Origin of the sequence: Botrimarina mediterranea (assembly GCF_007753265.1) — a bacterium.
GTDB classification, from domain to species: Bacteria; Planctomycetota; Planctomycetia; order Pirellulales; family Lacipirellulaceae; genus Botrimarina; species Botrimarina mediterranea.
Genome location: NZ_CP036349.1, coordinates 488,348 through 509,882 on the forward strand (window position 1 = coordinate 488,348; position 21,535 = coordinate 509,882).

Here is a 21,535-nt window from a genome sequence, read left to right on the forward strand (position 1 = left end):
TTGGAAGCCGTCGCAATTCGGCGGGCAGACGCTATCTTCTCGCCATGGCGAATGATTCGAACACGACCGCTCCCCCCGCCGCCAAAGCCGACCGGCTGTTGTCGCTCGACGTGATGCGGGGGCTGACGATCCTGGCGATGATCCTGGTCAACAACCCGGGAGACTGGGGCACCCTCTACTGGCCGTTTGCGCACGCCGACTGGCACGGCTGGACGCCCACCGACCTGATCTTCCCGTTCTTTCTGTTCATGGTCGGCGTGGCGATGGCGTACAGCTTCGCCAAGTACACCGACGGCGAAGGGTCGCCAACGCGGGCCGTTTGGCTGCGGGTGTTCCGGCGCACGCTCGTGCTAGTTCTGCTCGGACTCGTTTTCAGTAGCGGATCGGGCCGGCTCATTGGCGTGACGTTTGGATTCGACGAGAACTGGAATCTCGGCACGCTCCGCTGGCCGGGCGTGCTGGTCCGGATAGCGCTGGCATACCTCGGCGCTTCGATCATCGTCTTGAGCCTTGGAAAGCGCGGCCGATGGATTGCAGCGATTGTGTTGCTGATGGGCTACACCTTGATGCTCAAGACGTTGCCGACCGATGTGCCGCTCGCCGAGCGGATCGAGCAAAACGACAACATTGTAAAACGCGTCGATGAAGCGGTGATCGGTCGCCAACACATGTGGTCGGCACGTCCCACCGACCCCGAGGGGTTGCTTAGTACGCTACCGGCGATCGTGACGGCGCTGATTGGCTACGCGGTGGGCCGGCGCCTCAAGTCGCAGCCAATCACACCAGCGCGAGTGGGCAAGCTGCTCATCGCGGGGCTGGCGATCGCGGCGGCAGGGCAGGGGTGGCACGAACTGTGGCGCAGCGGCGCCTCGCCAGTAATCGGCCTACCGATCAACAAAGCCCTGTGGACGCCGAGCTTCGTTCTGCTCGCGGGCGGCCTCGGCATGGTGATGCTCGCTTGCTGTCTCTTCGTGTTCGACCTAGCGGGGAAGAACTCGCCGGCGCTGAAACGCGTCGCGACGGCGTTCCAAATGGTCGGCGTCAACGCGATCTTCGTCTTCGTCGCTTCGGGCTTCGTGGCGAGGGCAATGTCGATGTTCAAGTTCGGTGACGAGACCGTAAAGGGCTGGGTCTACGAGAACCTCATTACCGGGCCGCTCAACGCCATCGGATGGGGTGACCCTAAGCTCGCCTCGCTGGTGTTTGCTGTAGGATTCGTGGCGTGCTGGTGGCTGGTGCTGTGGGGGATGTGGCGGCGTGGCTGGTCGATTCGTGTCTGAGTTACGGTGTTCCAAAGAGAGCCCTAAGCGCCACAGGATTTTTGCAACGGCTAACAGATTAATTGTGGCGTTTGAAAGAAGCGTCGCGCGTTTGATCCCCCTCCACCGCTTTCGGGGGAGGGGCTAGGGGAGGGGGAGAAGTGGGTGCCCGTTTCAACACCCTCCCCTAGCCCCTCCCTCTGAAGAAGGAGGGGGACCAAAGGCGCTAACGCTTCTTCGATTGAGTTAGCGAGCCGTGCTAACTCTTGCATTTTTCCAGTGGCGATTAAGGCTCCCCGACTTCCTTTAGGGATGGCGTCGTTACGATGTCCCGATTGATTGAAATCGACCTCGATGTCCCCGCGACGCCGCTGCCGCGGCGCGTGAAGGACCTGCTTGACGACGCCGACGACCGCATCGAGCGGTTCCACCACCGCCGCCGCGACAACCCCGCCCCGGCCTTTGTGCCGAGCGACTTTGTCGAAAGTTATCGGGCCCTCTCCAAAGTGGCCGAGTTAAGCCTTGCCCCCGGCGGACGGTTTCTGGAGTGGGGGAGCGGCATCGGCGTCGTCACCCTCCAGGCAAGCCTCTTGGGGTTCGACGCGATCGGCATTGAGATCGAGGAGGACTTGGTCGATGAGGCCAACTCACTTTCCGAGGACCACGGCATCGAGGCCGAGTTCCTCTGCGGCAGCTTCGTCCCCGACGGCGGTGACGACGTGCTCGAAGCCAACGCCTACAACCTCTCCCGCACCATCACCTGGCTCCGCAACGATGTCGCCAGTGCGTACGACGATCTAGGCCTCGAACCCGATGATTTCGACTTGATCTTCGCGTACCCCTGGCCCGGTGAGGAAGACACGGTGTTCGACCTCTTCGCCGAGTTCGCCTCGGTCGGAGCCTTGCTGATGACGCACCACGGCGAGGAGGGGATGCGTTTGCAGCGGAAGCGAAGGTAGAAAAGGGGAAAGGGAATGCCGAAAGTGGAAAGTAATTAGTTACCGCCTGACGCAGCAAATCTTTTCCGCATTCCCCTTTCAACTTTCCCCTATTGAGAATGTCGCTTCGCTCTACCCTTCTCGACCTCGAGCGTCACGGCCATCTGCGGCGGATCGACGCGCCGGTGGACGCTTATCTTGAGGCAGCGGCCATTCATCGGCGGGTCTTTGCGGCGGGCGGGCCGGCGCTGTGGTTCACGAACGTGACCGGCTGCCGGTTCTCGATGGCGAGCAACTTGTTCGGCACGCTCGAGCGCTCGAAGTTTCTTTTCCGCCACACTTTTGAATCGGTGCAGCGGCTGATCGACCTCAAGGTCGATCCGACGCGAGCGCTGAAGTCGCCCCTGAAGTATGCGACGACGCCGTTCGCCGCCCTGCGGATGCTGCCGAAGTCCGTCCGTAGCGGCCCGGTGATGGCCTGCGAGACCACGATCAGTTCACTGCCGAACCTCGTCAGTTGGCCCCGCGATGGCGGGCCGTTTGTGACGCTGCCGCAGGTCTATACCGAGGATCCGCACGCCCCGGGGCTGATGAAGTCGAACCTCGGCATGTACCGCATCCAACTCGCTGGCAACGAGTACGAGCGCGACAGCGAGATCGGCCTGCACTATCAGCTGCATCGCTCAATCGGCGTCCATCAGGCCGAGGCGAGGCGGCTCGGCAAGCCGTTCCGTGTGAATACGTTCGTCGGTGGCCACCCGGCGATGACGCTTGCCGCGGTGATGCCGCTCCCCGAGGGGATGAGCGAATTGACGTTCGCCGGCGCGCTAGCGGGGCGACGCATCCGCATGGTGAAGCGTCGTGAAGGGCTACCCGTCTACGCCGACGCCGACTTTGCGATCTGCGGCACGGTGGTCCCCGGCGAGAACGGCGCGGGCGGCTTGCCTCGCATGAAGCCCGAAGGCCCCTTCGGCGATCACCTGGGCTACTATTCGTTGCAGCACCCGTTCCCCGTGCTGCGGGTCGAGCGCGTCTATCACCGCCGCGATGCGGTCTGGCCGTTTACGGTGGTCGGTCGCCCGCCGCAAGAAGACACGGCGTTTGGCGAACTCATTCACGACCTTACCGGTCCGGTGATCCCGACGGTTCTCCCAGGCGTGCTAGGCGTCAACGCTGTTGACGCCGCCGGCGTGCATCCGCTGCTGCTCGCAGTGGGCAGCGAACGCTACATGCCCTTCAACGGCGAGCCGCGGCCCCAAGAGATTCTCACGCAGGCCAGCGCCATCCTCGGGCAAGGGCAGTTGTCACTTGCCAAGTTCCTCTTCATCGCCGACGCGGGGTGCTGGCAAAGCCGACAAGAGGCGACGCACGACTTGCACGCCGTGCGGCCGTTCCTCGAAGCGGTGCTACGTCGCGCTGATTGGACCCGCGATCTGCATTTCCATACGCGGACGACGATCGACACGCTCGACTACTCGGGCGATTCGCTCAACGCGGGGTCGAAGGTCATCATCGCCGCCGCGGGGCCGGCTAAGTTCGAATTGGCGACACAGATCGGTAAGGGTGTTTCTCTTCCGGATGGCTTCGACGACGCACGTGTCGTGACGCCCGGTGTTGTTGTCCTACGGGGCCCGAAGTTGCCGGCGCCGTCGTTTGACTACGACGCGGCGTGGCGCGGGGATGTGTCTGGTGAAGTGGTGGAGGCGGAGGGGCTCGCTAAGCCGCAAGCTGCGGCCGAACATGATATGGAACGCTTCGTCAAATCCTTGCCGCTTAGCGACCCCCTCTCCCGCTTCCGGCTGATCATCGTGGCCGACGACCCCGACTTCGTCGCCGCGGCCAGCGGCCGCGAAGGGATCGGTAACTTCCTCTGGACGGCCTTCACCCGCGCGAACCCCGCGGCGGACCTCTACGGCGTCGCCGCGTTCACCGACCGTAAGCACTGGGGCTGCCGCGGCCCGCTGGTGATCGATGCCCGCATCAAGCCGCACCACGCGCCGGTGCTGGAGGAAGACCCGCAAGTGACGTCCAAGACCGAAGCAATGGCCGCCCAGGGCGGGCCGCTGCACGGGCTGTTCTAGGGCCCGCGGGCTGATTCCTGGCTTTCCCAGCCCGCGCCGGCGGCGTAGTCTCTTTAGAAGCAAAACCCGCAATTTATTGCGGCTCCCAACGCCTCCCGATCGGAAAACGCAACATGCGCCAGTCAGTTGTTTCGCTCCTTGCCCTCTCGTTGACGATGGGCGTCATGGCGCCGTCGCTTGCCCAGCAGCCCGCCGCCAAGGTGGTCCCTATACAGGGCGCCGGGCCGGAGGCCCCCGAGGAAGGCCAGCCCGAAGAGCCCGCCCTCACCATCGGCACGAAGGCTCCGAACCTCGACATCGAGCACTGGTTTAGCAGCGAAACGCCCGAGCAGCCGATCAAGTTTGAGAAAGACAAAGTCTACGTGGTCGAGTTCTGGGCGACATGGTGTCCGCCGTGCGTGGCGAGCATGCCGCACCTAGCCGAACTGCAGAAGCAGTACGCCGACAAGGGCGTGACCATTATCAGCGTTAGCGACGAAGACACAGAGACGGTTGAAGCGTTTCTCGACACCACGGTGCGTGGTAGGGAGGAGGAAGCCACGGAGAAGGAAACCGAGGGTGAGGAGGGGGCCGAAGAGAAGAAGGCGCCGACCTACCGCGAGCTAACCAGCGCGTATCAACTCACCGCCGACCCCGACGGATCGACGAGCGCCGACTACATGGAAGCCTCCGGACAGAGCGGCATTCCCTGCTCGTTCATCGTCGGCAAGTCGGGCTATATCGAGTGGATCGGCCATCCCATGGGGATCGACGACGCGCTCGCCAGCGTGGTCGCCGACACTTGGGACCGTGAGGCGTTCCTCGAAGAGTTCAAGCAACAACAGATGCGCGACCTCGCCATGCAGCAGGTCCAACGTGCTCTGGGCTCCGGGGATTACGAGCGGGCGATGGAGTTGATCGAAAAGATCAATAAGGACAACTCCGACCCACAGCTCACGATGCTCGCCTCACGGCTCAAGGGAGTTGTGATGGTGCAGCAATTCGTCAATTCAATCAGCGAAGATCAAGCGACCGCTGCGAAGGAACTGCCGAAGGTCATGGAGCAAGCCGCCGAGATGGGCCCTTCCATGGTCAACCAGATCGGATGGCACATCGTCGAACTCGCACAGAACGACCAGATCGATAACAAGGAACTGCTCCAGGCCGCCGCCGAGGGCGTTGCCGCTGCCGTCGATGAAAAGTCGCCCGTGCCGCCGATGCTCGACACGATCGCTCGGCTCTACTACGCGAAGGGCGATATCGCCGAGGCCATCAAGAACCAGCGCCGCGCTGTCGAGGTAGCCAAGTCGCCCGAGTGGTCGAGCCAGCTGCCCGACGAAATGATCGAGGAGATGACACAGTTCCTGGAACAGCTCGAAGGCGAAGCCGATGGCGCCGATGCTCCCGCAAAGGAGTGAGCCCCGCCCGGCTTACAACCTCGCCCCATGAGCGACTGGCTCCCTCAACTCTTCGAAGGCATCGAGCGCTCGCCGTGGTGGCTGGAGCACGCGCCGTGGTGGGCGGCCGCGCTGTGGTTCGCGGCGGTGGGCGGGTGCGTCGGTAGCTTTCTCAATGTCGTCGCCCTACGTAGCCCCAAGGGCGAGGACATCGTCGCCCAGCCGAGCTGCTGTCCCGTGTGCGGCCATCGCATCCGCCCGTGGCATAACCTGCCAATCCTCGGTTACCTGCTGCTGCGAGGCCGTTGCCGCGACTGCCACACGCCGATCCCAATCCGCTATTTCCTTTGGGAGTTGGCGTTTGCCGTGCTGTTCGCGGTCGTCGGCATGTGGAGCGTCGGGAGATTCTTCCGTTAGCGCCGACGGCTCCGTCTTCAGTCGATGGTTCGGACTCGGATTAAGCTGGTAGCCGTAGACCCTCCCTTATCCCCTCAGCCCCTGGCCCCTCCCCAATGCGTCTCACCTTCCACGGCGCCGCCGGCACGGTCACCGGCAGCAAGTACCTGCTCGAAGCGGACGGCGCCTCGGTGCTGATCGATTGCGGGCTCTTTCAGGGGCTCAAGCCGCTGCGTGAGCTGAACTGGGCGGGCACGCCCTTCAAGGCGCCGGCGGTCGACGCCGTGCTGCTGACGCACGCCCACCTCGACCACGTCGGCTATCTCCCGAAGATCTGTAAGGAAGGCTTTGCGGGGCCGATCTATTGCACCAGTGCGACGGCCAAGCTCGCCGAGATCATCCTGCTCGACTCGGCAAAGATCCAAGAGTCCGACGCCGCCTACGCCAATAAGAAAGGCTACAGCAAGCACAAGCCGGCGCTGCCGCTCTACACAGGGCAGGACGCGATGAACGCCATCAAGCGTTTCCACCAGACGCCGCTCGACGACTGGCGCAAGATCGCCGGCCCGATCTGGGCGCGGTGGCACGACGCGGGGCACCTGTTGGGATCGGGATTAATCGAGATCGAGATTCGGCGCGAGAAGGACCCGTCGAAGAAGCCGACACGCATCGTCTTCTCCGGCGACGTCGGCCGCTATGACGGGCCGCTGTACCACGACCCGTCTCCGCCGCCGGAGTGCGACTACCTGATCTGCGAGAGCACCTACGGCAACCGCGAGCACCCCGATGTCAACCTTGTTGATGGGCTCGAAGCCGTTATCAAACGTGGCGTCGAACGCGGCGGCGTGATGCTGATGGCGTCGTTCGCGGTGGGTCGCGCGCAGCAGCTCATTTATCTGCTTCAGATCCTCAAGTGCCAGGGCAAGATCCCGGACCTGCCGATCTACCTCGACAGCCCGATGAGCGTCGACGCGACGAAGATCTATCGAGAGCATTGCACCGAACATGACCTCAGCGAGACCGAACTCTGCGGCGTCACCGGCAGTTGCCAAGTCGGCGACCGTCCCGTGCTCGGGGGCGACGCGGTCCACCTCTGCCGCAGCGCTGAGGAGTCGAAGGGTCTCAACAACATCACCGGTCCCGCGATCATTCTGGCCTCGAGCGGCATGATGGACGCCGGCCGGATCGTCCATCACTTGAAGCGTCGCCTCCCCGACCCGAAGACGACCGTCATCCTTGGCGGTTATATGGCGGTCGGCACACGGGGTCGCCACCTCGAAGAGGGCGCCCCGTTCATTCGCATGCACGGCCAAGAGGTCCCCGTCCGCGCCGCGATCGAAAAAGTCCCCGGCCTCTCCGGCCACGCCGACCGCAACGGCCTGCTGCGTTGGCTCAGCGCGATCAAGCAGCCACCGAAGCAAACCTTCCTAACCCACGGCGAACCCGACAGCGCCGCGGCGCTCGCCGAAACGCTGCGGGCGGAGCGAGGATGGAGCGTGACCGTGCCGGCGATGGCGGACTCGGTGGAGTTGGGCTGAGTGATCAATTACCAAGCCCCAATGACCAATGAGGGCAACGAAGGTGAGCCGTCGGCGCTAGCCGCGGGTGAGCCCGCCGTTTAACGGTAAGCAAGGCCGCTTCCACCCGCGGCTAGCGCCGACGGCTCACATCGATTCCGCGGTCGCCTTGGTCATTTGGGCTTGGTCATTGGTCATTCCCCAACTAACTCCTCTGCGTCTCCGCGTCTCCGCGCGATATGCTAGCCCCGCCGCAGTCGAGGACGACGCGGCTCTCGCCCTTCCTTACTGCTGCGGTCTGCCCGCTGCCCCTGCCTGCTAGCACCTTATGGTCAACAAGCCCTCCAAGCACATCGGCCCCTCCGCCCGTAAGCCCGCGGAGCCGATGGACGTCGCGCCCGACTTCTCGCTCGATGCGCGGAAGCAGGTGCTCCCGCCCGAAGTCGAGGCCAACCGCGAGGCGATCCTCGCTTCTCCCACCTACGTGCTAGCGGAGAAAGACACCGAGTGGCTCCGCGACTCTTCAATGCGACCGGTGCGGATGCAGCTGGAGCTGCAGAAGACCGAGCTCTTGCTGGTCCGGGCCGGCATCAAGAGCACCGTTGTTGTCTTTGGCGGCACACAGATCGTCCCGCGCGAAGAGGCCGAGTCGAAGCTCGCCGCGGCGAAGGCGGAGCTCGCCGCAGCGCCCGACAGCCAAACCGCAAAGCGCGCCGTCGTCCGCGCCGAAGCCCGCCTCAAGAAGAGCCGCTTCTACAACGAGTGCCGTGAGTTCGCGAAGATCGTCAGCGGGCGTTGCCAGCTCGACGGCAAGTGCGAGTTCGTCGTCACCACCGGCGGCGGGCCGGGCGTCATGGAGGCGGGCAATCGCGGCGCGTTCGAGATCGGCGCCAAGACGATCGGCCTCAATATCGAGCTGCCGCACGAGCAAGAGCCAAACCCTTACATCACACCGGAGCTGTGCTTTCAGTTTCACTACTTCGCGATGCGGAAGTTCCACTTCATCCTCCGCGCGGCGGCATTGGTGGTCTTCCCTGGCGGCTTCGGCACGCTCGACGAACTATTCAACACGCTCTGCCTCCGTCAGACCGGCCGCATGCAGGCGATCCCGATCATCCTCTACGGCAAAGAGTACTGGGACTCGGTGATCAACTTCCAGGCGCTCGCCGACGAGGGCGTCATCGCCGACGAGCACCTCGACCTGATCAGCTACGCCGAGACACCCCAAGAGGCATGGGACCTCATCGCGAAGTTCCACAACGTGGTGTGATCCGCTGCGGCTCGAGTTACACTGATTCTCAGCGATGCGGCCTCAAGGCTCAGCTGCCTTCGAGGCTAGTGCCCATATCCCAACGACAACCCATCTTTCAACGACAACAACGTTGAGAAGCAACTTGTTGCACCGACAAACGACGAAGATTGCGACGTGGCTTAGTGTTGGCTCCGCATCGCTGTCGGCGGCGTGCGCGATGACGTCAACGGGAACTTTCATCGATCGCCATCGACCTGACGACTTGCGAGTCGTCAGCTACAACGTCTACTTCAATAGCGCTTTGTTCTCTAACAACGGCGCTGACCCTACGACGCCAAGCCGCTTTCAGCGGCTCGTCAAGGCGATGGACCCGGACATACTCGCGCTTCAGGAGATGTCGCCCGGGACGGCCGAGGAGGTCGCGACGTTGCTCAACGGATTAATCCCATTACCCGGAAGCGCCGGCTGGCAAACGCACCAAGTCTCAGACAACGTTATCGCCAGCCGGCACCCCTTTCTCTTGACGACGGGCAGCGTCGGCCACGCCGACGCTTTGATCGACTTGCCCGACGATCGGCACGCATCGGACATCTACGTGATGAACGATCACTGGCCCTGCTGCACCAACGAGATAGGACGGCAGAGGGAGGCGGACCGCATGGTCCGTTGGATCGACGGATTGCGCAGTCCCGACGGACTTGCTACTGAGACCCCCTTTGTCGTGGTGGGCGATCTAAACACGGTTGGAAGCGGTCAGCCTCTACGGACTCTACTGACAGGCGACATTGTCGACGCGTCCCTGGGAGCCGACTCTCCCCCCGACTGGGACGGCACGCCTCTTTCAAATGCTACGCCACTTCATAACGGCGTAGGACCCGATCGCTACACATGGCGCAACGACTCAGACGTCTTCGATCCGGGCGTCCTCGACCACATCATTTACACCGACAGTGTTCTCGAGACGGCGAACCGCTTCGTTCTCAACACGATGGCGATGAATGAGGTGGAACTGTTGGCGACTTCTCTCGAGGCCGAAGATGTTATGATCACGACTTCTCAGGGTTTTTACGATCACCTGCCGCTGGTTGTCGACTTTCGCGAGCGTCCGTTGTCGATGGTGGGTGACTTTAACCGAGACGGTTTCGTCGACGAAGCCGACTACGATACTTGGCGCCTCCAGTTCAATGCGGTGAGCGCGCCTCCGGCCGACGGCAATGGAGATGGCGTCGTCAACGCGGCCGATTACACGGTCTGGCGCGACGCACATAGCGCTTCTCTAATGGCGTCTGCATTGCCGGAGCCATGCAGCCTATCGCTTGTTGCGATTGCATTGGTCGTTTGCCCCACCGGCGATCGCAGATTCCGTGCCCGTGACGAAGCCTAACGCCGCTCCACAGGGCGTCCCAGCCCACGTAACGACGGGCAGCAACGAAGGTTTCTCACAGAGAAGAGACAGCGGCGGAGGAATGATTCTCCGTCCGATGCTAGTCAGGAGGGCCAGGTCATTTCCTCGCGTCGCTCCGCGAATCGCGTCGCCCCTGCGCACGGCGTTCTCGGGCGGAGACATGACCGCGTACCCGCGAATTCAGGCCGCTTCGGTCGATGCGTTCCTGCTTGGCGACGGTCTTGGCCCGACGCTGAGTCTTCTTGTTAACCGGCCCGACAGGTCCGGACTCGGTGGAAGGCGCGCCACCGTCGACGGCGGTCGAACTCACCGACTTTTCGAGTTTCTTCTTCACCGCCTTTTTCGCGCGAGCGGCGTAAGCGCCTTTCTTGGCAGCCTTCTTCTTGGCGACCTTCTTCTTCGCGACCTTCTTCTTCGAGGGCTTCTTCTTAACAGCGTCTGACGCCGCGATCTTCTTGGCGGTCTTCTTCTTTGCCGACTTCTTCTTTGCCGTGGCGGCGTTCAATTCTTCGCGTTGGGCCTCGAGCGTCGCTCGCTTCGACGCCCGGTCGGCGCGATGATCAGGTGTCCGCGCGGATTTGGTGGACTTCTTCTTCGGCGCGGCCTTGCTTGAACCGCCGCCCGACGCGGAAACTTTCGCGAGCTGCTTCTCAAAAGCCGCGAGCGCGGCGTCAAATACCTCCACCTTCTGCTCGCTCCGCTTCTCACCGTCCGCTACGCGGGCATTGTGGCGCTGCTGCGTGTCGCGCCGCTGCTTGGTCGCCTGATCACGCCACTTGTCGCGGAGCTTCCGCGCCTTGGCGACGTGCTGCTTGAGCGCCGCGGCGTCGTGTTGGCCGATCTGGGGCCGGCGGCTAGCCTGCACTAAATCGTATTCGGCCGCGGTGCAGAGGGCTTTGACCTTCGCGAGGGGAACGTTCGCCATGATGAGGGGGCTCCTTGAGGGTCGCAGGTGAGAGGCGAAGTAGTCCGCCACCAGCTACGATAGGTGTGAGTCGTTATCTTGAGAAGCCTGACGGCCGCAAGGGAGCGAGCAACCCGCGCGCCGGGCGACGGTAGCTGCGATGGTGAGCCGACCCGCACAGTCATTCAATTCCTTCAACGTCGTGATATCGCTGATGACTTCTTTCGTCCGCACTCTCGCGTTATTCCTTGCTCTTTCCGCTCTGCCCGCCGCCGCCGAACGGGTCATGGTTGGTTACTTCGCCACGTTCGGGAATCTCGCCGTCGAACAGATCCCGTGGGACGGACTCACGCACCTAAGCCACTGCTATTTAAGCCTCGACGCCGGGGGGAAGGTCCTCGCGACCGATGCGGTTCCCAACGGCGCGCTCACCGCTGAGGGCCGCAAGAACGGCGTGCCCGTGCTCGTTGTGGTGGGCGGCGGGAACTCCGTGGCGGGGCTTGAAAAGGCAACGGCTGCCGAATCTTCGACGAAGCAACTCGCCGCCGACATCGTGAAGGTCGTCGCCGACGGCAAGTACGACGGCGTCGATCTCAACTGGGAGTTCCCGCGCGACGCCGCCACAAGCGAGGGCCACGCCCGCCTGCTCGCCGAGCTGCGTCGCCAACTCAATGCCGAGGCGAAGCGGATGCAACGCAAGTCGCCCTACCTAATGACGACCTCTGTCAGCGCTTCGCCTGACTTCGGTCAGTGGATCGACGCCAAGAGGATTGTCCCGCTTGTCGATTGGCTCGGCGTCATGGCGTACGACATGGCCGATCCCTGGTCGTTACACGCCGCCCACCACGCGCCGCTCTTCCCATCGTCGCTCGACCCCGAGCGAGAGAAACGCAGCGTCGCTACGGCGACACGGTACTGGGAGCGGCAGCGCGGCGTGCCCAAGGACAAGCTCGTCGTCGGCGTCCCCTTCTACGGCCGTTCGATGCCGGTGGCGAAGCCATTTGAGCAACTCGATCCCGAGCAGCGACGGCGTCACCAAGTCATGGCGTTTTCGGCGGTTCGCAAGCTTGTCGACGAAGGCTGGCGCGCCGAGTGGGACAACGAGAGCCGGGCGCCGTGGCTCAGCAGCCCCGAACCGCCGAACGAGCCGAATGCAGAGAGTGACGCGCCGCTCAGGACCGTCGACGAGAATGTCTACGACGGGCCGGTGTTAATCAGCTACGACGACCGCAACTCGGTCCACGGCAAAGCCGTCTGGGCCAACGAGCAGGGCTATCGCGGCATGTACTTCTGGGCGATCCACCAGGACCGCATGCCCGACGGCCGCCACTGGCTCATCGACGCCGCAAACAACGCATGGCCCAAGGAATAGACGGCGAGCCGGCGACGTTAGTCGTCGGTGGGAGGCGAGCACACCAAGGTTCCATCAACGACGAACGTCGCCGGATCGCCCACGTTTTCAATCCCAAAACGCGTAGCGTCCAATGCACCACAGCGCCCGGAAGGCGTCGCGTGGGCCGATCTTCTTCCCCTCTTCCCACCCGCGGCTGTTGTAGGCGATCGGGACCTCTTTGAATCGGCAGCCGCGGCGGGCGAGCTTCGCGGTGATCTCGGGTTCGAAGCCGAAGCGGTTCTCGCGGATGAGAACGCCGCGCAGCGCGTCTCGGCGCATCGCCTTGTAACAGGTCTCCATGTCCGTCAGGTGGAGCCCCGTCGTCAGGTTTGACGCGGCGGTGAGCATCCAGTTGCCAAACCGGTGCATCCGCGACGGGTCCTGCTCGGCGTTCACGAGGAACCGCGAGCCATAGACCACGTCGGCCTCGCCCCGTTGGATAGGCTCGATCAGCTTGGCGTAGTCGGCGGGGTCGTACTCGAGATCGGCGTCTTGAACCAGGACGATATCGCCTCGCGCATGCGACAGCGCCGTCCGCAGCGCCGCGCCCTTGCCCTTGTTGTAACCGTGCAGGACGACACGCACGTCGTCGCACTCGCGGTCCAACTCAATCAGCACATCGCGCGTGCCATCGGTGCTGCAATCGTCAACGATCAGGACCTCGTCGTGCCGCGCTTGATCGCGGACGCGGGCGACGATCTCACGGATCGTCGCCATCTCGTTATAGACCGGCATCAAGACCGAGACCTTGAGCCGCGTGTTAACGGGGCGGTCGGTCTTGCGACGCGCAGGAACGTCGAGGGCCAAGTCGCCGTGGCGACGGGCTTCTTCGAGCGCTGCCTCGGCCTCGGCGAGAGTCCGTTCAATCCGCCTATGAATCGCCTCTTCCGCTGCTGGCGGTTCGTAAGCAGCGGAATGGGGCGTCGCGACAGTGGCGGCGACTTCTTTCTCAAGCTGTTCTAGCAGACTCATGTTGATTCCTCACTCACCCTTCATTGTACGGTTTAGCGGGGGCGTCGGCGCCGCGGCCCGCGACTTCAGTGAGGCCCGTCGTGGAGGGCTGAGGCGTCTTCAGCCGCGGCAAGGCTGGCCACTGAACGGCCGTGTGTGACAGGTGCTCCGAGACGAAACGCCGGTCGGGCGGCACGAATTGCGAGGACGACACTTCGTCAACCACGTCGCGCCGGCCCCAGACCTGAGCGACCGCGTCCTGATAGACGAGGGTCCACTCGGAGTCCTCAGCTTCACCAGCGTTTGCCATCACGCTGACGGCGTTCTGGTACTTGCGATCGACCAGCACGTAGTCGGGCCGATCGATCTCTAGCGTGCGGGCGCCGTCGATAGGCCCCGAGGTCTCACTGCGGAAACGCGGAGAGCCGTCCCCAAGCAGGAAGTCGAAGTGTCGATCGATGACTTCCTGCGGGTAGCAAGTACGGAACCGACCATCGAACTGCACCCGCATCTCCGGCGCCAACGCGGCGAGGGCGTATTGGGCCCAGTTGAAAGAGACCAGCAGGTTGCCCGCAGCACGCTGCTCGGACATCCACTGCAGCGCATCGACCGGGTACCAGGACCGATAAACGGGGAAAGCAGCGATCCGTTGTCCAAGGAACAATGCCTGCAAGCCAATCGCGCCGGCAAGCGCCGACGCGATTCCTACACGCATCCACGAGTTGAGGTGCGCCGTGGGCAGTCCTTCCACCGCCCGGTTCCGTAGGCGCCCGGCGATCGACTGGAGGTGAGGCGGCAGCCAGAAACCGCACAGCAAGGCGAAGAAGGCGATGTGACGGAGATGCGAGGCGGCCTGCCAGGCGACCAACGCGAGCACGACCATCTTCACCGCGTCGCGGCGGCGATCCGTGAAGGCATAGGCAGCGATTGAAAGGGCGAGCAGCGAGACGAACGGCCAGAAGACCGGGTTGCCCGGCTGCGGCGCGAGCCATTCGGTAATCTCCGGCCGGGGCTGTCCCAGCGACCCTTTCATCCATAAGTGGAGCCCGTAGCCATAGGGCGTGGCCAGCGTAGCGGCGCCACAAGCGGCGCCCACGCCAAGCAGCCCCATCGCACGGCCGACGCCAGCGGCGCCCAATCGGTACACCAGCTCGATCGCCCTGCCGCCGAGGATTGCTGCTAGCAGCACGAGACCCAGGGCAAACCCACCGTGGGAATTCGCCCACACCACAAACAGCACGGGCAGCCCCATGAGCCAACGCCACTCGATCGGGGAGTTGTCGGACTTGCGACGGGTGTTGGTGAAGTCGGTGCGGCGATATCCCCAAGCGTCAAAGGCCCGCTCGATTACGAAGAGCATGACGGCGCAGCACAAGAAGCTCAGCAACTGGGGACGTAGCGGGAAGAACGCATGCAGGTTGTACGAGACGAGCAAGAACGTCGCCCAGGCAGCGATCGGTCGGACGCCTTGCCGCTGTGCCGCGAGCGACATCAGCAGCAAAATGGCCATCCCCAGCACGACCTTCGCCGCCAGCATCCCGGGCACGCCGAGCGTGCGGAAGCCGTAGGCGAGGGCCAACTCGGCGAGGTTCTCGTGGTTGACCCACGGGTGACCCTCGGCCGTGTACGTGTGGGTCGCGGTGCGGGGAAGCTTGCCGTCGGCAATCCACTCCTCGGCGTAGAGGACATGGCCCCACAGGTCGGGGTCGGCGACGTTGAGCGCCAGCGGTCCCGCGCACGCCACGACCAACAGCGCAATCACCAACCGGCGAAAGACCTGGTAGTCGCGCCGAGCGCCGCCGTCGTCGGCGCTGGACGGCAGGGCGGCGGGGGACGGGGTCATCAAACGGCCTGAACGGAATCGTGGGCCGCGGCGGACCGCCTGCGTACGCCCGAGGCGCACCGCGACTTGAAAGCGTACGACACTCCCAGGCGGCGCACGGTCCCCAAGCGGTAAATCCCGCCAAACGCCAGGCTGCGCAAAGCCCCCAAGCTGGCGAATCGGCGCCGCCCACACGTCCGGAAAGGCGCGGTCGAGAAGCCTTTGTCAGGCGGCGTCAAGTGCAACTGGCGCAATGCTTTGAGGCGCCGGCGTCTTAACGATTCTTTCGCCTTGGCACGCTCAAGGAGGTTCTGATAGTTTCCCCCCTGCCGCGGACGTCGGGGCCCCAACGGATGGGTTGCCCACTACGATCTCCGCCGGCCTAATCGAATGGACGGAACCACCCGGCCCGCCGCTCAGCGACGCACCGGTTATCGAGACAGGAGCTCAACGATGCCGATCACCGAAACCTACACGCGGCTCGACGTCCACATCCGCTGGATGATCCGCCGCGATATGGAACAGGTGCTCCAGATCGAGAAGTCGGCGTTCGAGTTCCCATGGAGCGAGGAAGACTTCGTCGCCTGCCTGCGCCGCCGCAACTGCATCGGCATGGTCGCCGAACGCGGCGACCGCGTGCTGGGCTTCATGATCTATGAACTCCACAAAACGCGCCTCCACCTGCTGAACTTTGCCGTCGCCGCCGACACACGCCGCCGCCATGTCGGCTCGCAGATGGTCGAGAAGCTGATCGCCAAGCTCAGCAGCCAGCGCCGGACGCGTCTGTCGCTCGAAGTGCGTGAGACCAACCTCGACGCGCAGCTCTTCTTCAAGCAAACCGGCTTCCGCGCCACGAGCGTCCTCCGTGACTTCTATGACGACTCGCCGGAAGACGCCTACCTGATGCAGTACTACCACCGCGCCGGCGAGATCGAGTTCCTGCCGGTCGATGGGGCGAATTTGCGGATGGCGGGCTGAGTGGAAGAGGACAGAGGATAGATGGCAGAAGGTAGAGCACCAGGCGTCGCTTGCGCTCTAACATCTATCATCTGCCATCTATCCCCTCACGAGACACCCACGTGTGTCGCTTCCACTGTCGGCAGCTCTACCACCGCGATCGTGTGCCGGTCCGCGCGATAGAGCGCCCCGGGGTTGAGCACCAGCGTGTCGCCCTGCTTGTCGGCCGCGGCGATGTGCGTGTGGCCGTAGCAGACGAGGGCGTAATCGCCCGACTGGATGGCGCTGCGGAACGCGCCGCGGTCGTGGCTGTGTAGCAGCGCGATCCGCACGCCGGCTAGCTCGATATCGCCGAACAGCTCGTGGCACGTCTGGCCCGCCGCCTCGATCGCGCGGCGCAACTCAGCCTGGTCGTAGTCGCAGTTGCCGAACACAAAGTGCGTCGGCCACGGGGCGAACATCTCAACCAGCTCGGCCGACCCGATGTCGCCGCAATGCAGCACGACCTCGACCTCCAGCGACTCAAGCATCCGAATCGCCGGCCGCGTGTGATCGACCGAGCCGTGGGTGTCGCTAACAACGCCAATACGCATAAGAGTCTCTGAATTGAGCCGTCGGCGCTAGCCGCGGGTAGCGAACCGGGCAAGCAAGATTTCAGCGAGAGCATCCAGCCCTTCCGCAACCGCTGAGCAAGACTCTGATTCTACCAAGATCGTACAGATCGGTTCTCCCGCCCCGATCGCCGTCCCCGCGCGAGGGACATCCGCCACGCGACCCGCGCGATGAAGTTCGAGCAATTCGCCAGCGAGCGACTCTCCAACCTGGATCGGCTCCGCAGCGTAAAGGATGCGTTTGCCGACGTGCTTACCGGGTTGTGACTCAGTACCCGGTTCAAGCCCCTCAGCAAAGCACGCCGCATGCGCCGCGACCGCCGAAACGCCGTTCGCTCGTTCGATCACTTCGACCGACGCCGTGTAGCGAGGGTTGATCTCGATTACGCAAAGAAGCTGCTCAAACTGAATGAGATCGACACCGACAACCCCTCGAAGACCGAGCGAACTGCTTAGGCAACGGCCAAGGTTGTCCAAGGTGATCGCGTGAGAAACAGAAGGCGCCAGCGGGCCGATCGACCCTCGGTAATGGAATTCGTTGTCACTATCTCCGACAAGTTGTTCGGACAGTCCAAGCAGCGTTGCGCCTTGGGTATCGGCGACAAACAAGGCAGAGAGACTCTCGCCCTCCTGCAGGTGATCCTGGATATACATTCCGAGATTGACTGCTCGATCGTAGTCGTCTTGGTTGTTGATCCGCCATACGCCCGCCCCGTTACTTTGCCGGTACGATTTGGCCAGTGACGGCCCCCATGGCCAGTAAGTTTTGTAGGATTTACCTGGAGTTGCTCTTATCGTCGCGGGATAGGGAACATCCGCCTTGAAGAGATGGTAGCCGTATTCAGAAGGATCACGGCATCGCCGCAGCGCCTCACCGCTCACACCCCACAGCGGCCTAATCGCCGCCATCTGATCGACAAGGTCCGGGTAGTTCTCCAGCGCCCCCGTGTACATCCACGCATCGACATCCTGCTTCGCAAGCCAATCGACGAAGCCGTGCGGGTAATCCTCGATCTTCGTGATCGGACAAACCCCATCAAGATCGGCGTCGGCAAACAGATCGGCGCCAACCACCTCAAACCCTGCCCGCAGCGCCGACTGCGCCGCGGCGCGGACACTGGCGCCGACGATCGCGAGGCGAGTTGGTCGTTCTGAAGGAACCACGGATGACACGGATATCACGGATGAAAAAAGACAAGCCGCTTCGCTGTCACAACAGATCAAACACGTCACTCGACATCCGTGTCATCCGTGGTTCTAATCCTTCGGGCGCTCATAACTCGGCTTCCCGCGGAACACCGCCGCCGGGTACTTCTCATGGTTGCGGCGCATTTTGGCCCGCACGGTTTGCGAGAGGTCCACGCCCAGCGCGCCCGACATCGCGAAGCAGTAGCCCACCACATCGGCCAGTTCTTCTGCGGCGGCGGCACGCTTTGTTGGGTCGGCGACGACGGCCTGGGCTTCGGCCGGGTCGAGCCACTGAAAGTGCTCCATCAGCTCGGCCGCTTCGATCGCGATCGACATCGCCAGGTTCTTTGGCGAATGATAACGCGACCAGTCGCGCTCGGCGACGAAGTCTTCAACAAGCTGACGGAGTTCGGCGACGGTGGTGGCGTCGTCGCCGCGATCGGCCCTGTTAGCTTCGGTTCGTTCGGTTGGCATTAAGCGGCTTTCGAGGCTGGCGTTACTTGGGCGGGAACCGCCCGAAGATAACGCCGCCGGTAAGCCTCGGCCAAGTGAACGACCGCTTCGAAGAGGAGCCGATCGGCCTCGTCACGGACCGCCTGGGCCGCCCGAGGGGCCAGTCCGGCGACCGTGTCATTCACCGCCGCCAGATGCAGCTCCAAGAGCCGCGGGCCGGTGATGCCCTCGTCGGCGAGGTCATCCGCGAGTCGCGTAAGTTCGTCGCTCCGTGGCGAGCCGGAAACCACCGCCCGCCGCAGAAGGTCGGAGTAAGCGGCGCCCGCGTCGCGATTGAGTCGGAGTGTCGTCACGACGTCGGCGAGCGGCTGATCGGGGAGCATCCGCAACTCCGCCACCAAACGCTGCTGCGACTCGACGAGCCGCCGAGACTGCTCTTCGTCGCGTGCGAGCTGCTGTTGCTCGGCGAGCAACGCCCGCCGCATCTCTCGCAGTCGCTCACGCGCCTCGATTGCCCGCCGCATCCGGCCGGCGAGTTGCGCGGCAGTCGTCTCGGCAAGACAGGCGTACTCATCGGCGCCGGCGTCCCAAGACGCCGCTTCCAGGTCGATCGCCCGCGCAGCGCCAAGAATCGCGACCGGCGTTTCGTCCCCTGCCCCACGCAACGCGCGAGCCAAGACTAAGGCGTCGACGGTTGGGGGCTCATGCAACGCCACCAGCGCGTCGAACGGCTCGCGACGCAGCGCAGCCAGGGCCTCGGCCACCGTCGCCACCAGCACCGGTTCCGCCGCGTCGAACGCCGACGCTACACTCGCCGCCAACGACCGCGCACGACGCACGTCGGCCGCGACGGCGACCAGGCGGAGCGGCGGTTGGTGATCGAGCGGCATCGGCATCGGTCCGGGCGAGACGGAAAGCTCATGGACGCTAGGAAATCGATGAGGGTGGGTCAACGGCGAAGCTCCCGTTCGAGCCGCGCCCGTCAGGTAGCGGAGCCGCCCCGCTAGCAACTCCGCTACCTGACGGGCGCGGCTCAAAGTTTGCTAAACTCCGCCATTGCTCGCTAACCGCTAACGACTAACCGCCAACTGCTTCTATGCGTATCGCTTACCTCGACTGTGCTAGCGGCGTCAGCGGTGATATGACGCTGGGCGCCCTCGTGGACGCCGGCGTTGATCTCGCCGCGATCCAGGCCGGGCTCGACTCGCTCGCCTGGCCCGACAACACGCCCAACTGCCGCCTCATCGCCACACAGGTCAAGAAGCAGGGTTTCCGGGCGACGCAGGTCGTCGTCGAGCACGAGCCCGAGCACGCCCACCGGCACCTGCACCACATCCAGAAGATGATCGACGGCGGGTCGCTCACGCCGCGGGCCCACACGCTAGCGACCGCCATCTTCCGCCGCATCGCCGAGGCCGAGGCGAAGGTCCACGGCTCGACGCTCGAGAAGGTCCACTTCCACGAAGTCGGCGCCATCGACTCGATCGCCGACATTGTCGGCGCCGCAATCGGCTGGGACCTCTTGAACGTGGACGAAGTCCACTGCGCGCCGGTGCCAACTGGCAGCGGCTTCATCCAGATCGCCCACGGCCGCTGCGCAATCCCCGCGCCGGCGACGGCCGAGCTCTTGATGGGCGTGCCCCTCGCCGAGCACCCGCCCACGGGTCCGGTCGTCGGCGAGCTCACGACGCCCACCGGCGCCGCCATCGTCAAAGAGCTCGCCAAGTCGTTCGGTCCGCTGCCGGCGATGACGATCGAGCGCATCGGCTTCGGCGCGGGCCAGAAGGACTTCGATCACCCGAACGTGTTGCGACTTGTTGTCGGCACGAAGAGCGGCGAAGCGGCGCCATCGAGCGACCCCGTATCGACGATCGTCCTGTTGGAAACGAATCTCGACGACTCGTCGGGCGAGGCGATCGGCGACTGCGTCGAACGCCTCTGGGCCGCCGGCGCGCTCGACGTGGCGCTGTCGCCCTTGCAGATGAAGAAGCACCGCCCGGGCGTGTTGCTCACCGTGCAAGCGACGCCCGCCGATGCCGAACGGCTCGCCACCATCGTTTTCCGTCACACCACGGCACTAGGCATGCGTCGCCAAACGGTCGAGCGGATCGTCCTGCCACGGCGGAAGGTGACGGTTACCACTCCCTGGGGCGAGACGTCCGGTGTCGTCGCCACGCTCCCCGGCGGGGCCGGCGAACGATTCACGCCCGAGTACGAGGATTGCAAAGCCCTCGCTGACGGCGCAGGCGTAACGGTCCGTGATGTGAGCCAAGCCGCAAGCGCCGCTTGGGGCGGACAGTAAGACTAAATGATCCACGACGGAACAAAGGAACGAAGGAAGGCCACAGCTCAGGCGGCGATTCCGCTTCTTTGTTCCTTCGTTCCTTTGTGGTGAGCTCTTTATGCCCCTGGCGTTGCTAGCCGCCGATACGCCCTGGCTTCCCGCCGCGATGTTCGCCGCCGGGTGCGCAGCGCTCACCTTTATTCTGCTGCGGATCAATTGGCGCCGGCAGAGCAAACGCACTCGCGGCGGGTCCGGGCCACCGCTCGACGCCCAGCCTCGTCCAACGCACCAGTGGGACGGCTCCCAAAATGACACGGCGGCGAAGTTCGACCGACAACAAGTCGAACTGCACGAATTGGCCCGCGACCTCACCGGCCAGATCGACACCAAGCTTGTTCTGCTGCAACAGCTCCTCGCTCAAAGCGATGAACAGATCAAACGACTCGAGACGCTCTTGCACGAGGCCGAGGTCAAGAAGGGAGGCCAAGGGACGACCGATTGAGCGAAAGCCGGGTCACATGGCGCCTGCCTCACATCGGAGACGGTTAGTGTCGCGGGCCGTTTACCGTAGGTCTTACGAGACTAATCCTCGCAAGCCAACCGTGCCTTCTGCCGGCAGCCCGAGCCACTCAGCGGGGGGCCGATGGTAGAAAGCCGCGTCAACATAGCACGCCCGGCAGGGCTCGAACCTGCGACCTGCGGATTAGAAGTCCGCTGCTCTATCCAGCTGAGCTACGGGCGCGTGACG

19 protein-coding genes and 1 tRNA gene are annotated in these 21,535 nt (G+C 63.9%); 12 read left to right on the plus strand and 8 right to left on the minus strand.

The window, feature by feature from the left end; all coding sequences use genetic code 11:
• Window positions 1–44 precede the first annotated feature (44 nt).
• The 8 genes from Spa11_RS01865 (at window position 45) to Spa11_RS01900 (ending at window position 10,203) form a co-directional block, all read left to right on the plus strand.
• The gene (locus Spa11_RS01865; RefSeq protein WP_145106091.1) at window positions 45–1,280 is read left to right on the plus strand and encodes an acyltransferase family protein; all 1,236 of its coding nucleotides are present in this window, start codon (window positions 45–47) and stop codon (window positions 1,278–1,280) included.
• 305 nt (window positions 1,281–1,585) lie between these two features.
• Window positions 1,586–2,218, plus strand: a complete 633-nt coding sequence (locus Spa11_RS01870; protein ID WP_145106094.1) for a methyltransferase domain-containing protein — start codon at window positions 1,586–1,588, stop codon at window positions 2,216–2,218.
• A 98-nt stretch (window positions 2,219–2,316) separates the two neighbouring features.
• Window positions 2,317–4,278, plus strand: coding sequence for a UbiD family decarboxylase (locus Spa11_RS01875; RefSeq protein ID WP_145106097.1), 1,962 nt, complete (start codon window positions 2,317–2,319; stop codon window positions 4,276–4,278).
• A gap of 113 nt (window positions 4,279–4,391) precedes the next feature.
• Window positions 4,392–5,675 carry a TlpA disulfide reductase family protein gene (locus tag Spa11_RS01880; protein ID WP_145106100.1) on the plus strand — a complete coding sequence of 428 codons (1,284 nt, stop codon included), beginning with the start codon at window positions 4,392–4,394 and terminating at the stop codon, window positions 5,673–5,675.
• A gap of 27 nt (window positions 5,676–5,702) precedes the next feature.
• Window positions 5,703–6,071, plus strand: coding sequence for a prepilin peptidase (locus tag Spa11_RS01885; protein WP_145106105.1), 369 nt, complete (start codon window positions 5,703–5,705; stop codon window positions 6,069–6,071).
• Between the two features lie 95 nt (window positions 6,072–6,166).
• Window positions 6,167–7,588 (plus strand): MBL fold metallo-hydrolase RNA specificity domain-containing protein, encoded by a 1,422-nt coding sequence (locus Spa11_RS01890; RefSeq protein WP_145106108.1) that lies wholly within the window; start codon window positions 6,167–6,169, stop codon window positions 7,586–7,588.
• A gap of 307 nt (window positions 7,589–7,895) precedes the next feature.
• On the plus strand, window positions 7,896–8,837 hold the full coding sequence (locus tag Spa11_RS01895) for an LOG family protein (protein ID WP_231933109.1): 942 nt from the start codon (window positions 7,896–7,898) through the stop codon (window positions 8,835–8,837).
• Between the two features lie 124 nt (window positions 8,838–8,961).
• Window positions 8,962–10,203 (plus strand): endonuclease/exonuclease/phosphatase family protein, encoded by a 1,242-nt coding sequence (locus tag Spa11_RS01900; RefSeq protein WP_197529667.1) that lies wholly within the window; start codon window positions 8,962–8,964, stop codon window positions 10,201–10,203.
• Window positions 10,204–10,321: 118 nt separating this feature from the next.
• On the opposite strand, the gene Spa11_RS01905 is transcribed toward Spa11_RS01900, so the two are convergent.
• Window positions 10,322–11,149 carry a hypothetical protein gene (locus Spa11_RS01905; protein WP_145106114.1) on the minus strand — a complete coding sequence of 276 codons (828 nt, stop codon included), beginning with the start codon at window positions 11,147–11,149 and terminating at the stop codon, window positions 10,322–10,324.
• Window positions 11,150–11,342: 193 nt separating this feature from the next.
• On the opposite strand from Spa11_RS01905, the gene Spa11_RS01910 reads away from it, so the two are divergent.
• Window positions 11,343–12,500: a glycoside hydrolase family 18 protein gene (locus Spa11_RS01910; RefSeq protein ID WP_231933111.1), complete on the plus strand. Its 1,158-nt coding sequence runs from the start codon at window positions 11,343–11,345 to the stop codon at window positions 12,498–12,500.
• Window positions 12,501–12,587: 87 nt separating this feature from the next.
• Here the strand turns inward: Spa11_RS01910 and Spa11_RS01915 are convergent, their stop codons facing one another.
• Window positions 12,588–13,493: a glycosyltransferase family 2 protein gene (locus tag Spa11_RS01915; RefSeq protein WP_231933112.1), complete on the minus strand. Its 906-nt coding sequence runs from the start codon at window positions 13,491–13,493 to the stop codon at window positions 12,588–12,590.
• Window positions 13,494–13,506: 13 nt separating this feature from the next.
• Window positions 13,507–15,315: a hypothetical protein gene (locus Spa11_RS01920; protein WP_145106121.1), complete on the minus strand. Its 1,809-nt coding sequence runs from the start codon at window positions 15,313–15,315 to the stop codon at window positions 13,507–13,509.
• Between the two features lie 432 nt (window positions 15,316–15,747).
• On the opposite strand from Spa11_RS01920, the gene rimI reads away from it, so the two are divergent.
• The gene (gene rimI / locus Spa11_RS01925) at window positions 15,748–16,272 is read left to right on the plus strand and encodes a ribosomal protein S18-alanine N-acetyltransferase (protein WP_145106124.1); all 525 of its coding nucleotides are present in this window, start codon (window positions 15,748–15,750) and stop codon (window positions 16,270–16,272) included.
• An 86-nt stretch (window positions 16,273–16,358) separates the two neighbouring features.
• On the opposite strand, the gene Spa11_RS01930 is transcribed toward rimI, so the two are convergent.
• The 4 genes from Spa11_RS01930 to Spa11_RS01945 all read right to left on the minus strand — a co-directional run bounded on the left by Spa11_RS01930 (window position 16,359) and on the right by Spa11_RS01945 (window position 19,393).
• Window positions 16,359–16,844: a YfcE family phosphodiesterase gene (locus tag Spa11_RS01930; protein WP_145106128.1), complete on the minus strand. Its 486-nt coding sequence runs from the start codon at window positions 16,842–16,844 to the stop codon at window positions 16,359–16,361.
• 27 nt (window positions 16,845–16,871) lie between these two features.
• The gene (locus Spa11_RS01935; protein WP_145106131.1) at window positions 16,872–18,035 is read right to left on the minus strand and encodes an ATP-grasp domain-containing protein; all 1,164 of its coding nucleotides are present in this window, start codon (window positions 18,033–18,035) and stop codon (window positions 16,872–16,874) included.
• 84 nt (window positions 18,036–18,119) lie between these two features.
• Window positions 18,120–18,524 (minus strand): nucleotide pyrophosphohydrolase, encoded by a 405-nt coding sequence (locus Spa11_RS01940; RefSeq protein ID WP_145106134.1) that lies wholly within the window; start codon window positions 18,522–18,524, stop codon window positions 18,120–18,122.
• Window positions 18,524–19,393 (minus strand): hypothetical protein, encoded by an 870-nt coding sequence (locus Spa11_RS01945; protein WP_145106137.1) that lies wholly within the window; start codon window positions 19,391–19,393, stop codon window positions 18,524–18,526. Before Spa11_RS01945 ends, Spa11_RS01940 begins: the two co-directional genes overlap by 1 nt.
• A gap of 206 nt (window positions 19,394–19,599) precedes the next feature.
• Here Spa11_RS01945 and larC point away from each other — a divergent pair, with 206 nt between their 5' ends.
• Both larC and Spa11_RS01955 read left to right on the plus strand, forming a co-directional pair.
• Window positions 19,600–20,805 carry a nickel pincer cofactor biosynthesis protein LarC gene (gene larC, locus Spa11_RS01950; protein WP_145106140.1) on the plus strand — a complete coding sequence of 402 codons (1,206 nt, stop codon included), beginning with the start codon at window positions 19,600–19,602 and terminating at the stop codon, window positions 20,803–20,805.
• A 100-nt stretch (window positions 20,806–20,905) separates the two neighbouring features.
• Complete coding sequence (locus tag Spa11_RS01955; protein WP_145106144.1) at window positions 20,906–21,289, plus strand: hypothetical protein; 384 nt, start codon at window positions 20,906–20,908, stop codon at window positions 21,287–21,289.
• A gap of 166 nt (window positions 21,290–21,455) precedes the next feature.
• On the opposite strand, the gene Spa11_RS01960 is transcribed toward Spa11_RS01955, so the two are convergent.
• Window positions 21,456–21,529 (minus strand) — tRNA-Arg (locus Spa11_RS01960).
• Between the last annotated feature and the right edge of the window lie 6 nt (window positions 21,530–21,535).

What these genes read in the sequence shown, in the direction of transcription:
- Spa11_RS01865 (WP_145106091.1), top strand. Translation starts at nt 45, where the DNA reads ATGGCGAATGATTCGAACACGACCGCTCCCCCCGCCGCCAAAGCCGAC.
- Spa11_RS01870 (WP_145106094.1), top strand. Translation starts at nt 1,586, where the DNA reads ATGTCCCGATTGATTGAAATCGACCTCGATGTCCCCGCGACGCCGCTG.
- Spa11_RS01875 (WP_145106097.1), top strand. Translation starts at nt 2,317, where the DNA reads ATGTCGCTTCGCTCTACCCTTCTCGACCTCGAGCGTCACGGCCATCTG.
- Spa11_RS01880 (WP_145106100.1), top strand. Translation starts at nt 4,392, where the DNA reads ATGCGCCAGTCAGTTGTTTCGCTCCTTGCCCTCTCGTTGACGATGGGC.
- Spa11_RS01885 (WP_145106105.1), top strand. Translation starts at nt 5,703, where the DNA reads ATGAGCGACTGGCTCCCTCAACTCTTCGAAGGCATCGAGCGCTCGCCG.
- Spa11_RS01890 (WP_145106108.1), top strand. Translation starts at nt 6,167, where the DNA reads ATGCGTCTCACCTTCCACGGCGCCGCCGGCACGGTCACCGGCAGCAAG.
- Spa11_RS01895 (WP_231933109.1), top strand. Translation starts at nt 7,896, where the DNA reads ATGGTCAACAAGCCCTCCAAGCACATCGGCCCCTCCGCCCGTAAGCCC.
- Spa11_RS01905 (WP_145106114.1), bottom strand. Translation starts at nt 11,149, where the DNA reads ATGGCGAACGTTCCCCTCGCGAAGGTCAAAGCCCTCTGCACCGCGGCC.
- Spa11_RS01910 (WP_231933111.1), top strand. Translation starts at nt 11,343, where the DNA reads ATGACTTCTTTCGTCCGCACTCTCGCGTTATTCCTTGCTCTTTCCGCT.
- Spa11_RS01915 (WP_231933112.1), bottom strand. Translation starts at nt 13,493, where the DNA reads ATGAGTCTGCTAGAACAGCTTGAGAAAGAAGTCGCCGCCACTGTCGCG.
- Spa11_RS01920 (WP_145106121.1), bottom strand. Translation starts at nt 15,315, where the DNA reads ATGACCCCGTCCCCCGCCGCCCTGCCGTCCAGCGCCGACGACGGCGGC.
- rimI (WP_145106124.1), top strand. Translation starts at nt 15,748, where the DNA reads ATGCCGATCACCGAAACCTACACGCGGCTCGACGTCCACATCCGCTGG.
- Spa11_RS01930 (WP_145106128.1), bottom strand. Translation starts at nt 16,844, where the DNA reads ATGCGTATTGGCGTTGTTAGCGACACCCACGGCTCGGTCGATCACACG.
- Spa11_RS01940 (WP_145106134.1), bottom strand. Translation starts at nt 18,524, where the DNA reads ATGCCAACCGAACGAACCGAAGCTAACAGGGCCGATCGCGGCGACGAC.
- Spa11_RS01945 (WP_145106137.1), bottom strand. Translation starts at nt 19,393, where the DNA reads ATGCCGCTCGATCACCAACCGCCGCTCCGCCTGGTCGCCGTCGCGGCC.
- larC (WP_145106140.1), top strand. Translation starts at nt 19,600, where the DNA reads ATGCGTATCGCTTACCTCGACTGTGCTAGCGGCGTCAGCGGTGATATG.
- Spa11_RS01955 (WP_145106144.1), top strand. Translation starts at nt 20,906, where the DNA reads ATGCCCCTGGCGTTGCTAGCCGCCGATACGCCCTGGCTTCCCGCCGCG.